A 16879-nucleotide genomic window follows, 5' to 3' on the forward strand; every position below is an offset into this window, starting at 1 on the left:
CCCAGCGGGAGCAAGCTCCCTCGCCACAGGTTGTGTATTCGCATCTAAACAGCCGCAGAGCCGACACGGCCCTTGCGCAGTGCATCGATGACTGCTTCTTTCGGTCCGTCGGCGACGATCCGTCCGTTGTCCAGCACCACCAGCCGATCCACCAGGCTCAGCATCGAGGTGCGGTGAGTCACCAGCAGCACGGTTTTGCCCTGGACCCAGCCGTGGAGTTTTTGCCGCAGGATATCTTCGCTGCTGTTGTCCATGGCGCTGGTCGGTTCGTCGAGCAGCAGGATCGGCGGGTCGAGCAATAAGGCCCGGGCCAGCAAAACCGCCTGGCGCTGACCACCGGACAGCAATTGTCCGCGCTCGCCCACGGGCCGGTCGAAGCCTTGCGGGTGTTGCCGGGCCAGTTCGGTGACGCCGGTGAGTTCGGCTACTTCGAGCATGCGTGAGTCACTGATGTAGCGCGCGCCTAGGGTCAGGTTATCGCGCAAGCTGCCGGCCAGCAGCGGCAGGTCGTGAGCGACGTAACCGATCTGATGGCGCAGGTCGGCGACGTCCAGCTGTCGCAAGTCCAGGCCATCGAGCAATAGCTGGCCTTCCTCCGGTTCGTAGAAACCCATCACCAGCCGCGCCAGGGTGCTTTTGCCCGAGCCGCTGCGACCGATCACGCCGATTCGCTCACCGGGTTTCACACTGAAGCTGACATTGGCCAGGGCGGGAGAGTTCTGGCCGTTGTAGTGGAAGGTCACGCCGACAACATCCAGCGCGCCTTGCAGTTGGGTGCGCTCCAGAGGCCGTTGTCTGGTGTCGCGCTCCTGGGGCAGGCCCATCAGCGCGTCGGTGCTTTTCATGGTCAGTTGCGCTTGCTGGTAGCGGGTGATCAGGCCGGCGATCTGTCCCAGCGGCGCCAGCACTCGACTGCCGAGCATGTAGCTGGCCACCAGGGCGCCGACACTGAGATTGCCGGCGATGATGCTGTAGACCCCGGCGACGATGGTCGCCATGCCGGACATCTGCTGGATGAACAGCGTGCCGTTGGTGGCCAGGGCCGAGAGGTTGCGCGCATGGCTGTCGAGGCGGGTGAGGGCGCCGTGGGTGCTTTCCCATTTGTGCTGGCGTTCGCTTTCGGCGCTGCAGGCCTTGAGGGTTTCCAGGCCGCTGAGGGTTTCGATCAGCAACGCCTGGCGTTCGGCACCGAGGCTGAGGCTTTTCTGTACGGTGTCGCGCAGGCGTACCTGGATCACCATGGCGAAAATAATGGTGATAGGAAACGCCAGAATCGGAATCACCACCAGCCAGCCACCGAGCAGGCCGATCACCAGCAGCATCAGCAGGCAGAAGGGCAGGTCGATCAGGCTGGTGAGGGTCACGGCGGTGAGAAACTCCCGCAGGCCCTGGAAGTCATGAATGCTTTGGGCAAAACCACCGATGGTCGCCGGCCGCGCTTTCATCGCCATGCCGGTGATGCGCTCGAACAGGGTGGCCGACAGGATCACGTCGGTTTTCTTGCCGGCGGTATCCAACAGGTGTGCGCGAACGACCCGCAGCACCAGTTCGAAAGCGGTGCCGATCAGCAGACCGATCGCCAGCACCCACAAGGTCGAAGTGGCCTGGTTCGGCACCACGCGGTCGTAGGTCTGCATTACGAACAGCGGCACCATCAGACCCAGCAGGTTGATCAGGAAACTCGCCAGGATCGCGTCGCTGTACAGCCATTTCGACAGCTTCAGCGTATCGCGGAACCAGGCCTGGACCCGAGGCACCAGCGGCGAGCGCAAGTCTTCGAGTTCGTGGCGTGGCCGGGCAAACAGCGCCTGGCCACTGTAGTGTTCGGCCAACTCTTCAGGGCTGAGCCATTGTTCGCCGCCGTCGGCTTCGCTGGGCAGGATCAGCACCTTGCCGTCCTCGGCATAACGACGCAGGACGGCCGTGCGGCCGTTGTTGAGCAACAGCAGCACGGGCAGGTTGAGTGGCGAGATGTCCTTGAGGTCACGGCGCAGCAGGCGCGCCTGCAAACCGGCCCGGGCTGCTGCTCGAGGCAGCAGGTCCAGGCTCAGGCGTTGGTGTGCCATGGGGAGCCCGGCACTGAGGCTGGCGCGACTGACCGTCGCACCGTGGAGTTTGCAGAGGATCAACAGACCGTCCAGAAGCGGGTCATCGAAGCTCAGGCGCGGATCGACACCAGTGTTGCCGGGTTCCATGCTGGTCAAATTGATTGCTCCCGTTGCACTGCGGCAATTGACAGATATCTGCATATCTCACTGTAGGCGCTGCCGCAGGCTGCGATCTTTTGACTTTGCTTTTCAGCAAACACGTTCAAAGGATCACAGCCTGCGGCAACTCCTGCACGGGTACTTCGTTATTTCATTTCAGGCAGACGAGCTTCGTTTTTCACTTCGGTCTGGGCGATTGCGTCGGCGGGCAGTACGACCCGTTGCTTGCTCAACAACTGACCCATGTTCGCCAGCACGCGGTACATCGAAAACTCTTCGGTGTAGCGCACTTCGGTGTAGCGGCGGTTGGCGTTGTAGAGTTCGTTTTCGCTGTCGAGCAGGTCAAGCAGGGTCCGCTGGCCGAGGCCGAACTGATCCTGATAGGCAATGCGTACACGCTTGCTGGTGTCGGCGTATTCACGGGCGGTCGGGGTTTGTTTCTTGGCATTGACCATGGCGTTCCAGGCCAGGTGAATATTCTCGTTGAGCTGGCGCAGGGCATTGTTGCGGATGTCCATGGCCTGGTTGATCTTGTGCGCGTCGGAGGCCAGGCGCGCCTTGTCGCTGCCGCCGCGGAACAGGTTGTAGTTCATCACCACGCCGACCCGCCACTCGTTGTCGTGGCCTTCGTCACCCTGCACGTTGTTGTTCGCACCCACTGCCGCCTCGGCGTCAAGACGTGGGTAGAAGGGCGACTTGGCAACTTCGTATTGGCTTTCGGCCGACTGCACATCGGCCTGGGCGGATTTCAGGTAAGGGTTGTTTTCCACCATGCTCTGCTGGGCTTCAGGCAGGGAGGTTGGGACTTCACCGCGAATCGACGGCGGGGCTTCGAGCTCATCGGGCATACGCCCGACAACGGCGTAAAAGTTGGACTCGGCGTCAGCCAGATCGACTTCGGCGGTGTCGAGGTTGTTTTCTGCCAGTGCCCGGCGAGCGCTGGACTGGTCGGCATCGGCGTTGCTGCCCACGCCACGCTGGGTGCGCAGGCCGATCTGGTCGTTGACTCGCAAGTGTGCCTGCAGGTTGTTCTTGGCCAGGGTCACCAGTTCGCGGCGCTTGAGCACTTCGAGATAAACCTCGGTGGTGCGCAGGGCCAGATCCTGAGCCGTACCCTGAGCGTAATAGGCTCGCGAGTTGACCACGTCTTTGGTGCGAGCCACTTCGTTGGCAGTGTTGAACCCGTCAAAAAGCATTTGCCGCAGGCGCAATTCCGACTGGGTGTAGTTGAGGGTTTCGGTGTGGTGATTGCCGAGCGCCCGGGTGTTGGTGTTATCGCTGTACCCGCGCCCGTAAGCAGCGTTCAGATCTACCGATGGATAAAAGCCCCCTTTGGCGACCTTCACGTCCTCGTCAGCCGACAGACGGCTGTCCACCCGCGATGCCAGCTCCGGGTGCGTCGCGATGGTGCTCTGGATCGCTTCGGTCAGCGTCATGGCCTGAGCCTGGGACGAGCAGGCCATGGCCAAAAGAACCGCGCTGCAGAGGGGGGTTAATAGGCGCATGTACATCTCCCTGATTCCTGATGGTGCTTATCAGTCGCCAATTATTTGACGACATTTATAGGTAAAGTTGTTTCATGACTTTAACAAAAGAGCTAAGAACATTCTGAAGCGTAGCTAAGAAATTTTTTTCATAACGGTTATGCCAAAAAAAACTTATGCGCTCTGCGAAATCCAGCACATTGTTCAATTCGAAAGCCCTTGTTTTATGAGCTCTGGGGCGCTCGTCGGGGTTTGAGAAAAGTTCCAATCCACTTATCGACATAGAGCGGAGAAGTGCTGGAGGGGAGGGACGCTAGCGATCTGGGAGTGACGGTTTTTTGTCACTCGAGTGATTCAAGATCGTTACGCATCGTTCACAGGCAAGGTTGTTGCGCAAAGGGATCCGATGCCATTGATTGCAGAGGAGTTTTCCCCAAGCCGTAAACAGCGCCGTGAGCGAATGGCTGGGCGAGATCGTTGCCGGGGCCACGGCTTACTCAAGTAAACCGGGACCCGGAACACGATTCGCCAGACAACCCGCTTGAGCCATGAGCACGTTCTTCGCACAAACAAGGTGCCGACAGCGGTTGGCAGCGGAGGAAGTGCACATGGCTACGCTCATAGGAATCGTCAGTAAGGTCATCGGTCAGGTGTTCGCGGTTGCAAGCGACGGCACCCGGCGCGCGCTGGTCGAGGGGGACAAGTTGTTCGCCGGCGACCAACTGAGCACCGGCGCCGAAGGCGCGGTAGCGGTGCATCTGCAAAATGGCCAGGAACTGACCCTCGGGCGCGGCAGCAGCATGCAGATGACCCCGCAATTGCTCGCCAATCAGATTCCCCACGTGGACTCGTCCGAGGCGGTGACGCCAAGCCAGGCACAGCTGACGGATGTCGAGCAGCTGCAAAAAGCCATTGCGGCGGGCGACGACCCGACCCAGACCGCTGAAGCCACTGCTGCCGGGCCTACCACGACTGCCGGTGTACCGGGTGGCATCGCGGGCAGCGGCCATAGTTTCGTCATGCTCGAAGAAGTGGGTGGGCGCGTCGATCCCATCATTGGTTTCCCCACTGCCGGTTTCAACGGCATTCCCGAACTTCCCGAAGAACGCCTGAACGCTAATCCGGACAATAACGCCGTAGCGGCGGATACCCCTGTGGTGCCGCCAGTGACGCCGCCAGTGCCGAACAATCCGGTCACCCTTGATGGCCTGTCGGTGGAGAATGGCGAACTGACCGTCAATGAGGCCAACCTGGCCGACGGCTCGGCGAGGAACCCTGGTGCGCTGACCCAAAGCGGCACCTTCACCGTCAATGCACCCGACGGGCTGACCAGCCTCAGCATCGGCGGCATCAACGTGATCAGCGGCGGGGTGGCGGCAGGCTTTCCGCAGTCGATCACCACCCCGCTGGGCAGCACCCTGACCGTCACCGGCTATAACCCGGCCACGGGCGTGGTCAGTTACAGCTACACCCTCAACGGTGCCGAAACCCATGCAAGCGGTGAGGGGGGCAATACCCTCGGTGAACACTTCGCCGTGGTGGCAGGCGACAGCAATGGCGATAGCGTCACCGGTTCGCTGGACATCAACATCGCCGACGACGTGCCCCAAGCGGTCGACGACAGCAATGGCATCGCCTCGGAAACCCTGTTGACCCTCAACGGCAACGTGCTGAGCAACGACGTACAAGGCGCCGACCGGGTAACCATCGGTGAAGGCACTGGCCCGATCACCCCCGGCACCTTCACCGGCACCTACGGCACCCTGGTGCTCAACGCCAACGGCACCTACACCTACACGCTCAACACCAGCGATGCCGATTTCAAGGCCCTGCACGGCGGTGGCGACGGCACCGACACCTTCACCTACACCATCACCGACGCGGACGGCGACAGCAGCACGGCCAATCTGGTGCTGCAGATCCACAACAACGATGACCCGGTGACGATTGGCGGTTTGAACGTCGAGGGCGGCGAGTTGACCGTCTTCGAGAAAAACCTCAGCGACGGCAGTGCTCCGGACGCCACGGCGCTGACCCAGAACGGCACCTTCACGGTCACTGCCCTCGACGGCGTCACGACCCTGACCGTGGGCGGCATCGCCGTGGTCACGGCGGGCGTGGCGGCGGGCTTCCCACAATCGATCACCACACCGCTGGGCAGCACCCTGACCATCACCGGCTTCAACGCCGCGACCGGCGTGGTGAGCTACAGCTACACCCTCAACGACAACGAAGCGCACCCGACCGCCAACGGCGCCAACACCCTGCCTGAGCAGTTTGCCGTGACCCTGGTCGACGACAACGGCACCACGGCCACGGGCAGCCTCGACGTGAACATCGTCGACGACCTGCCTCAAGGCGTGAACGACAGCAACGCTTCGACGGCGTCGGAAACCCTGTTGACCCTCAACGGCAACGTGCTGAGCAACGACGTACAAGGCGCCGACCGGGTAACCATCGGTGAAGGCACTGGCCCGATCACCCCCGGCACCTTCACCGGCACCTACGGCACCCTGGTGCTCAACGCCAACGGCACCTACACCTACACGCTCAACACCAGCGATGCCGATTTCAAGGCCCTGCACGGCGGTGGCGACGGCACCGACACCTTCACCTACACCATCACCGACGCGGACGGCGACAGCAGCACGGCCAATCTGGTGCTGCAGATCCACAACAACGATGACCCGGTGACGATTGGCGGTTTGAACGTCGAGGGCGGCGAGTTGACCGTCTTCGAGAAAAACCTCAGCGACGGCAGTGCTCCGGACGCCACGGCGCTGACCCAGAACGGCACCTTCACGGTCACTGCCCTCGACGGCGTCACGACCCTGACAGTGGGCGGCATCGCCGTGGTCACGGCGGGCGTGGCGGCGGGCTTCCCACAATCGATCACCACACCGCTGGGCAGCACCCTGACCATCACCGGCTTCAACGCCGCGACCGGCGTGGTGAGCTACAGCTACACCCTCAACGACAACGAAGCGCACCCGACCGCCAACGGCGCCAACACCCTGCCTGAGCAGTTTGCCGTGACCCTGGTCGACGACAACGGCACCACGGCCACGGGCAGCCTCGACGTGAACATCGTCGACGACCTGCCTCAAGGCGTGAACGACAGCAACGCTTCGACGGCGTCGGAAACCCTGTTGACCCTCAACGGCAACGTGCTGAGCAACGACGTACAAGGCGCCGACCGGGTAACCATCGGTGAAGGCACTGGCCCGATCACCCCCGGCACCTTCACCGGCACCTACGGCACCCTGGTGCTCAACGCCAACGGCACCTACACCTACACGCTCAACACCAGCGATGCCGATTTCAAGGCCCTGCACGGCGGTGGCGACGGCACCGACACCTTCACCTACACCATCACCGACGCGGACGGCGACAGCAGCACGGCCAATCTGGTGCTGCAGATCCACAACAACGATGACCCGGTGACGATTGGCGGTTTGAACGTCGAGGGCGGCGAGTTGACCGTCTTCGAGAAAAACCTCAGCGACGGCAGTGCTCCGGACGCCACGGCGCTGACCCAGAACGGCACCTTCACGGTCACTGCCCTCGACGGCGTCACGACCCTGACCGTGGGCGGCATCGCCGTGGTCACGGCGGGCGTGGCGGCGGGCTTCCCGCAATCGATCACCACGCCGTTGGGCAGCACGCTGACCATCACCGGCTTCAACGCCGCGACCGGCGTGGTCAGCTACAGCTACACCCTCAACGACAACGAAGCGCACCCGACGGCCAACGGCGCCAACACCCTGCCTGAGCAGTTTGCCGTGACCCTGGTCGACGACAACGGCACCACGGCCACGGGCAGCCTCGACGTGAACATCGTCGACGACCTGCCTCAAGGCGTGAACGACAGCAACGCTTCGACGGCGTCGGAAACCCTGCTGACCCTCAACGGCAACGTGCTGACCAACGACGTGCAAGGCGCTGACCGGGTAACCATCGGTGAAGGCACTGGCCCGATCACCCCCGGCACGTTCACCGGCACTTACGGCACCCTGGTACTCAACGCCAACGGCACCTACACCTACACCCTCAACACCAGCGATGCCGATTTCAAGGCCCTGCACGGCGGTGGCGACGGCACCGAAACTTTTACCTACACCATCACCGATGCGGACGGTGACAGCAGCACCGCCAACCTGGTGCTGCAGATCCACAACAACGATGACCCGGTGACGATTGGCGGTTTGAACGTCGAGGGCGGCGAGTTGACCGTCTTCGAGAAAAACCTCAGCGACGGCAGTGCTCCGGACGCCACGGCGCTGACCCAGAACGGCACCTTCACGGTCACTGCCCTCGACGGCGTCACGACCCTGACCGTGGGCGGCATCGCCGTGGTCACGGCGGGCGTGGCGGCGGGCTTCCCGCAATCGATCACCACGCCGTTGGGCAGCACGCTGACCATCACCGGCTTCAACGCCGCGACCGGCGTGGTCAGCTACAGCTACACCCTCAACGACAACGAAGCGCACCCAACCGCCAACGGCGCGAACACCCTGCCTGAGCAGTTTGCCGTGACCCTGGTCGACGACAACGGCACTACCGCGACCGGCTCACTGGACGTGAACATCGTCGACGACCTGCCGAAGGGCGTGAACGACAGCAATGCCAGTACTGCCTCGGAAACCTTGCTGACCCTCAACGGCAACGTGCTGACCAATGACGTGCAAGGCGCCGACCGGGTAACCATCGGTGAAGGCACTGGCCCGATTACCCCCGGCACCTTCACCGGCACTTACGGCACCCTGGTGCTCAACGCCAACGGCACCTACACCTACACCCTCAACACCAGCGATGCCGATTTCAAGGCCCTGCACGGCGGTGGCGACGGCACCGAAACTTTTACCTACACCATCACCGATGCGGACGGTGACAGCAGCACCGCCAACCTGGTGCTGCAGATCCACAACAACGATGACCCGGTGACGATTGGCGGTTTGAACGTCGAGGGCGGCGAGTTGACCGTCTTCGAGAAAAACCTCGGCGACGGCAGTGCTCCGGATACCACGGCGCTGACCCAGAATGGCACCTTCACCGTCACCGCGCTGGACGGTGTGACGACCCTGACCGTCGGCGGCATCGCCGTGGTCACGGCGGGCGTGGCGGCGGGCTTCCCGCAATCGATCACTACGCCATTGGGCAGCACCCTGACCATCACCGGCTTCAACGCCGTGACGGGCGTGGTGAGCTACAGCTACACCCTCAACGACAACGAAGCGCATCCGACGGCCAACGGCGCGAACACCCTGCCTGAGCAGTTTGCCGTGACCCTGGTCGACGACAACGGCACCACCGCGACCGGTTCACTGGACGTGAACATCGTCGACGACCTGCCTCAAGGCGTGAACGACAGCAACGCTTCGACGGCGTCGGAAACCCTGTTGACCCTCAACGGCAACGTGCTGAGCAACGACGTACAAGGCGCCGACCGGGTAACCATCGGTGAAGGCACTGGCCCGATCACCCCCGGCACGTTCACCGGCACCTACGGCACTTTGGTGTTGAATGCCAACGGCACCTACACCTACACCCTCAACACCAGCGATGCCGATTTCAAGGCCCTGCATGGTGGTGGCGACGGCACGGACACCTTCACCTACACCATCACCGACGCGGACGGCGATACCAGCACGGCCAATCTGGTGCTGCAGATCCACAACAACGATGACCCGGTGACGATTGGTGGCTTGAACGTCGAGGGCGGCGAGTTGACCGTCTTCGAGAAAAACCTCAGTGACGGCAGTACCCCGGATGCCACGGCGCTGACCCAGAACGGCACCTTCACCGTCACCGCGCTGGACGGCGTGACGACTCTGACGGTGGGCGGCATCGCCGTGGTCACGGCGGGCGTGGCGGCGGGCTTCCCGCAATCGATCACTACGCCATTGGGCAGCACCCTGACCATCACCGGCTTCAACGCCGCGACCGGCGTGGTCAGCTACAGCTACACCCTCAACGACAACGAAGCGCACCCGACGGCCAACGGCGCCAACACCTTGCCTGAGCAGTTTGCCGTGACCCTGGTCGATGACAACGGCACCACCGCGACCGGCTCACTGGACGTGAACATCGTCGACGACCTGCCACAAGGCGTGAACGACAGCAACGCTTCGACGGCGTCGGAAACCTTGCTGACGCTGAACGGCAACGTGCTGACCAACGACGTGCAAGGCGCCGACCGGGTAACCATCGGTGAAGGCACTGGCCCGATCACCCCCGGCACGTTCACCGGTACCTACGGTACTTTGGTGTTGAATGCCAACGGCACCTACACCTACACGCTCAACACCAGCGATGCCGACTTCAAGGCCCTGCACGGCGGTGGCGACGGCACCGACACCTTCACCTACACCATCACCGATGCGGACGGCGACAGCAGCACGGCCAACCTGGTGCTGCAGATCCACAACAACGACGATCCGGTGGTCCTCAACGGCCTCAACGTGTACGGCGGCGAACTCACGGTCTACGAGAAAAATCTCAGTGACGGCAGCAACCCCAATACGTCGGCCCTGACCCAAAGCGGCACCTTCACCGTCACCGCACTGGACGGCGTGACCACCTTGACCGTCGGCGGCATCGCCGTGGTCACCGCAGGTGTGGCGGCGGGCTTCCCGCAATCGATCACCACACCATTGGGCAGCACCCTGACCATCACCGGCTTCAACGCCGCGACCGGCGTGGTGAGCTACAGCTACACCCTCAACGACAACGAAGCGCACCCGACGGCCAACGGCGCCAACACCCTGCCTGAACAGTTCACCGTGACCGCCGTCGATGACAACGGCACCACCGCCACGGGCAGCCTCGACGTGAACATCGTCGACGACCTGCCGAAGGGCGTGAATGACAGCAATGGCACCGCCTCGGAAACCCTGTTGACCCTCAACGGCAACGTGCTGAGCAACGACGTCCAAGGCGCCGACCGGGTAACCATCGGTGAAGGCACTGGCCCGATCACCCCCGGCACGTTCACCGGCACCTACGGCACTTTGGTGCTGAATGCCAACGGCACCTACACCTACACCCTCAACACCAGCGATGCCGATTTCAAGGCCCTGCACGGCGGTGGCGACGGCACGGACACCTTCACCTACACCATCACCGATGCGGACGGCGACAGCAGCACTGCCAACCTGGTGCTGCAGATCCACAACAACGATGACCCGGTGACGATTGGCGGTTTGAACGTCGAGGGCGGCGAGTTGACCGTCTTCGAGAAAAATCTCAGTGACGGCAGTACCCCGGATGCCACGGCCCTGACCCAAAGCGGCACCTTCACCGTCACCGCACTGGACGGCGTGACCAGCCTGACGGTGGGCGGCATCGCCGTGGTCACGGCAGGCGTGGCGGCGGGCTTCCCGCAATCGATCACCACACCGCTGGGCAGCACCCTGACCATCACCGGCTTCAACGCCGCGACGGGCGTGGTGAGCTACAGCTACACCCTCAACGACAACGAAGCGCACCCGACCGCCAACGGCGCCAACACCCTGCCTGAGCAGTTTGCCGTGACCCTGGTCGACGACAACGGCACCACGGCCACGGGCAGCCTCGACGTGAACATCGTCGACGACCTGCCTCAAGGCGTGAACGACAGCAACGCTTCGACGGCGTCGGAAACCCTGTTGACCCTCAACGGCAACGTGCTGAGCAACGACGTACAAGGCGCCGACCGGGTAACCATCGGTGAAGGCACTGGCCCGATCACCCCCGGCACCTTTACCGGTACCTACGGCACCCTGGTGCTCAACGCCAACGGCACCTACACCTACACCCTCAACACCAGCGACGCCGACTTCAAAGCCCTGCACGGCGGTGGCGACGGCTCCGACACCTTCACCTACACCATCACCGACGCGGACGGCGATACCAGCACGGCCAACCTGGTGCTGCAAATCCACAACAACGATGACCCGGTGACGATTGGTGGTTTGAACGTCGAGGGAGGCGAGTTGACCGTCTTCGAGAAAAACCTCGGCGACGGCAGTGCTCCGGATACCACGGCGCTGACCCAGAATGGCACCTTCACCGTCACCGCGCTGGACGGCGTGACGACCCTGACGGTGGGCGGCATCGCCGTGGTCACGGCGGGCGTGGCGGCGGGCTTCCCGCAATCGATCACCACACCGCTGGGCAGCACGCTGACCATCACCGGCTTCAACGCCGCGACCGGCGTGGTGAGCTACAGCTACACCCTCAACGACAACGAAGCGCACCCAACCGCCAACGGCGCGAACACCCTGCCTGAGCAGTTTGTCGTGACCGCGGTCGACGACAACGGCACCACCGCCACCGGTTCACTGGACGTCAACATCATCGACGACCTGCCAACCGCCAAAGCCGACGCGGACTCGGTGCAAGAGGGCGGCACCGTCAGTGGCAATGTGCTGGACAACGACATCGGCGGTGCCGATGGTCCGGCTGCCGCTGGCGCCGTGGTCGGCGTGCGTGCGGGCAGCGATACTTCAACCTCGGCCATCGGCGGGCTGGGCAATCAGATCAACGGCACCTACGGTTACCTGACCCTCGATGCCAACGGCAACGCCGTGTATCACAGCACGCCTAACGCGGTGAGCGGCCCTGGCGCGGTGGATGTGTTCACCTATACCGTGCGTGACTCCGATGGCGACGAAAGCACCACCACCATCACCATCGACGTCTACAACAGTTGCCTGAAAGCGGTCAGCGACAACGATGTAACGGTCTACGAAAAAGCCCTCGACTTGAGCCAGGGCGGGCAGGATCTGGCTGCCGGTACGGTCGTCGGCAGCGATCCGACCAACACGGGCGAAACTGCTTCCGGCACACTGGTGGGCTCGGTCACTCACGCCGTCGGCGCGATCACCTACGCCCTGGTTGGCAGCAACGTGGGGACCTACGGACAGATTCAGCTCAACGCCAACGGCACCTACACCTACACCCTGACGAACCCGCCGAGTACCACTCCGCACGCCAATGACGGCCCGAACGTGATGCACGAGACTTTCAGCTATCAGGCTACCGACTCGCTGGGCAATATCGTTACCAGCACCATCGTGGTGGACATTGTCGATGACATGCCAAAAGCGCTGAACGACAGCAACGCCAGCACCGCCTCGGAGACGGTGGCGAGCCTCAGCGGCAATGTGTTCAACAACGACGTGATCGGTGCCGATAAAGTCGCCATCGGCCTGAATGCCGGCCCGGTGACCGCGGGTACCTTCACCGGCACCTACGGCACCCTGGTGCTCAACGCCAACGGCACCTACACCTACACCCTCAACACCAGCGACGCTGACTTCAAAGCCCTGCACGGCGGTGGCAACGGCACTGAAACCTTCACCTACACCCTCACCGACGCCGACGGCGACATCAGCACGGCGAACCTGGTGCTGAATGTCTACAACAATGACGACCCGGTAACCCTTGGCGGCCTCGATGTATATGGCGGCGAGCTGACGGTCTACGAGAAAAACCTCAGTGACGGCACCACCCCCAACACACCGGCCCTGACCCAGAACGGCACCTTCACGGTGACCGCCCTCGATGGCCTGCAAACCCTGACCGTGGGCGGTATCACCGTGGTCAGCGCAGGCGTGGCCGCCGGCTTCCCACAAACCGCCGTCACGCCGCTGGGCAGCACCCTGACCATCACCGGCTACAACCCGGCCACCGGCGTGATCAGCTACAGCTACACCCTCAACGACAACGAAGCGCATCCAACCGCCAATGGCGCCAACAGCCTCACCGAGAACTTCGACGTCGTAGCAACCGACACCGATGGCGACATCGCGAACGGGCAGATCAATGTCAACATCGTCGATGACTTGCCAAACGCCAAACCTGACTCGTCGTCCGTAACGGAGGGCGGCACGGTCAATATCAGTGTGCTGGGCAATGACATCAACGGTGCCGATGGTCCGGCGATGGTGGTCGGCGTGCGCGCCGGCAGCAATACCTCGACCTCGGCCGTCGGCGGGCTGGGCAACCCGATCAACGGCACCTACGGTTACCTGACGCTCGATGCCAACGGCAACGCGGTGTATCACAGCAACCCGGATTCGGTCGGCGCTGCCGGGGCCACGGACACGTTCACCTACACGGTGCGCGACTCCGATGGCGATGAAAGCACCACCACCATCACCATCGATGTGGCCAACAGCATTATCAAGGCCAACCCCGATAGCGACGTGACGGTCTACGAAAAAGCCCTCGACCTGAACCAGGGCGGTCAGGACCTGGCCGCCGGTACGGTCACCGGCAGCGACCCGGGCAATACCGGCGAAACCGCGTCAGGAACCCTGGTCGGATCCGTCTCGGGTGCCAGCGGTGCGCTCACCTACACCCTGGTCGGCAGCGCCACCGGCACCTACGGGCAGATCCTGCTCAACCCCGACGGCAGCTACACCTACACCCTGACCTCGGCGCCAAAAACCTCGCCGAATGCCAACGACGGTCCGAACAGTCTGACTGAAAGTTTCACCTACAAGGCCACCGATGCGTCGGGCAACAGCAGCACCAGCACCATTGTGGTCAACATTGTCGATGACGTGCCCAAGGCGGTGGCCTCGGATCGCTCGGTGGCAGCGGTGGAGATCGATTCCAACCTGCTGATCGTGCTCGACGTCTCCGGCAGTATGGTCGACCCTTCCGGCGTACCGGGCCTGTCACGGCTGGAACTGGCCAAGCAGGCCATCAGTGCCTTGCTGGATAAATACGACGACCTGGGCGACGTGAAAGTGCAACTCGTCACCTTCAGCAGTAGCGCCACCGACAGGACTTCGGTGTGGGTCGATGTTGCGACCGCCAAGACACTGCTGGCCGGCCTCACCGCGAACGGTGGCACCAACTACGACGCGGCGGTAGCGACCATGCAGACCGCGTTCAACACCTCGGGCAAATTGACCGGTGCACAAAACGTCGGCTACTTCTTCTCCGACGGCAAGCCCACCACCGGCCAGGAAATCGGCACCGCCGACGAAACCGCGCTGAAAGCTTTCCTCGATGCCAACAACATCAAGAACTACGCGATCGGCCTGGGCAGCGGTGTGAGCAACGCCAACCTCAACCCACTGGCCTATGACGGCAGCAGTCACACCGATACCAACGCGGTGGTGGTGACCGACCTCAACCAGCTCAACTCGGTGCTGTCCGGCACTGTGATCGGCGCACCGGTGACCGGCTCGCTGCTGGGCGAGGGCGGTACCTTTGGTGCCGACGGCGGCTTCATCAAGACCATCACGGTGGACGGCACCACGTACACCTACGATCCGAGCGCCAACAGCAATCAGGGCTCGCTGAACTACAGTGGCAGCGTCAACCACGGCACGTTCAATACCGTGGACAACACGTTGAGCATAGCCACCAACAACAGCGGTACCTTGCTGGTCAATCTGGATACCGGCGAATACACCTACATTTCGCAGAAAGCCACGTCGGTGGTGATCACCGAAAACATCGGATTCACCGTCAGCGACAACGACGGCGATCTGGCCAGCTCCACCCTGACGATCAAAGTCATACCGAACGCACCGCCAGTGGCTGCCGATGACCATGTCATCACCAACGTGCTCTCGGGCACCGTCGTGGTACCGGGCGAACTATTGCTGGCCAACGACACCGACCCTAACGGTGATCAGCTCTCGGCGACACCGACTTCCTTCAATACCGGCTGGATACCGAGGGGGGCGGACTTCATCGGGACCAACCAGAGCTTCGGTTTCACGGGCAGCAATGCGAAGGCCGTGACCATAGCCCGCAGTGCCTTTGTCGCCGACGCGGCGGCCATGACCGCTATGCTGGTGGTCAGTGGCGCGCTGGGTTCGGTCGGCAGCAATACCGGTGACGACTTCATTACCGTCAGCCTCAAGGATGGCGAAACCCTCAACCTGAATCACAACCTGGCGGCCGGGCGTATCAGCATGGAGTACTCGGTCGACGGCGGTGGGTTCACCTCCATCACGGACGGCCAGACCATTACGGCGACAGGGGATGGAACCTACCAGATCCACGTCACCAACATCCCCAACGGCTCGGGTGGCGGCGGCAACGGTTCTGAAACCTATCAACTGACCATGACCGTCAACTACGCCGGGGCCCATGACATTGCCCCGGATTACCACGGCACCTACACCGCCAACGACAACCACGGCGGCAGCGACTCGGCCAACCTGACCATCAGCTATCAGGACGGCCACACCCTCACCGGCACCAGCGGAGATGACGTCATGGTGGCGGGCACGGGCAACAACATCATCAATGCCGGCGACGGCAACGATGTGCTCACTGCCGGCTCCGGCAACAACGAGCTGCATGGCGGCGCCGGCAATGATCTGCTCTTCAGCGGACTGGGCAATGACACCCTCGATGGCGGCACGGGCATCGACACGGCCAGCTATGCCCACGCCACCGCCGGGGTCACGGTCGATCTCAGTCTGCTCGCTGCGCAGAACACCCTGGGCGCGGGCACGGACACCTTGACTGGTATCGAAAACCTCACCGGGTCGAACTTCAACGACACCCTGACCGGCAATAACAGCAACAACGTGATCAACGGCGGCCTGGGCAACGACATCCTCAATGGCGGGGGCGGCGATGACTTGCTGATTGGCGGCCTGGGCAACAGCACCCTCAGCGGCGGGGCGGGGGCCGACACCTTCCAGTGGCTCAAGGACAACAGCGGCCATGACGTGATCACCGACTTCACGCCCGGCACCGACAAGCTCGACCTGTCGCAACTGCTGCAAGGGGAGAACGGCACCACGGCTTCGCTGGACGACTACCTGCACTTCACCGTCACCGGCAGCGGGGCGTCGACGGTGACCAGCATCGACGTCAGCGCCATGGCCGGCGCCGCGCCGAACCAGACCATCGACCTGGCCGGCGTCAACCTCGCCAGTCAATACGGTGTCACGCCGGGAGCGGGTGGGGTGGTCGCGAGCGGGCATGACACGGCGACCATCATCAACGGCATGCTCAACGATCATTCGTTGAAGGTGGATACCGTGTGACCTGAAAACCTGAACGAAAAAACCCGCCATCCCTGTGCAAGGGATGACGGGTTTTTTATTGCCGGAAACAACGTTGAATCTCCGACCAATGGTAGCAAAACCTGTAATTTCTGACAGTAGCCAGCCATTTGTAACTGCCTTTTAATCGAGTCAACGATCAGTCGAATCGAGAGTTCAT

Annotated in this window: 3 protein-coding genes; 1 reads left to right on the forward strand and 2 read right to left on the reverse strand. The window is 62.6% G+C overall.

Translation table 11 applies throughout. The features are described from left to right. Positions 1-44 precede the first annotated feature (44 nt). The gene (locus ACEN83_RS06940; protein ID WP_116580308.1) at positions 45-2204 is read right to left on the reverse strand and encodes a type I secretion system permease/ATPase; all 2160 of its coding nucleotides are present in this window, start codon (positions 2202-2204) and stop codon (positions 45-47) included. A 149-nt stretch (positions 2205-2353) separates the two neighbouring features. Beyond that, the gene (locus ACEN83_RS06945; RefSeq protein ID WP_007972522.1) at positions 2354-3712 is read right to left on the reverse strand and encodes a TolC family outer membrane protein; all 1359 of its coding nucleotides are present in this window, start codon (positions 3710-3712) and stop codon (positions 2354-2356) included. A gap of 587 nt (positions 3713-4299) precedes the next feature. Here ACEN83_RS06945 and ACEN83_RS06950 point away from each other — a divergent pair. Then, on the forward strand, positions 4300-16701 hold the full coding sequence (locus ACEN83_RS06950) for a retention module-containing protein (protein WP_495579855.1): 12402 nt from the start codon (positions 4300-4302) through the stop codon (positions 16699-16701). Positions 16702-16879 lie beyond the last annotated feature (178 nt).

The organism is Pseudomonas sp. Pseusp49, assembly GCF_059491875.1.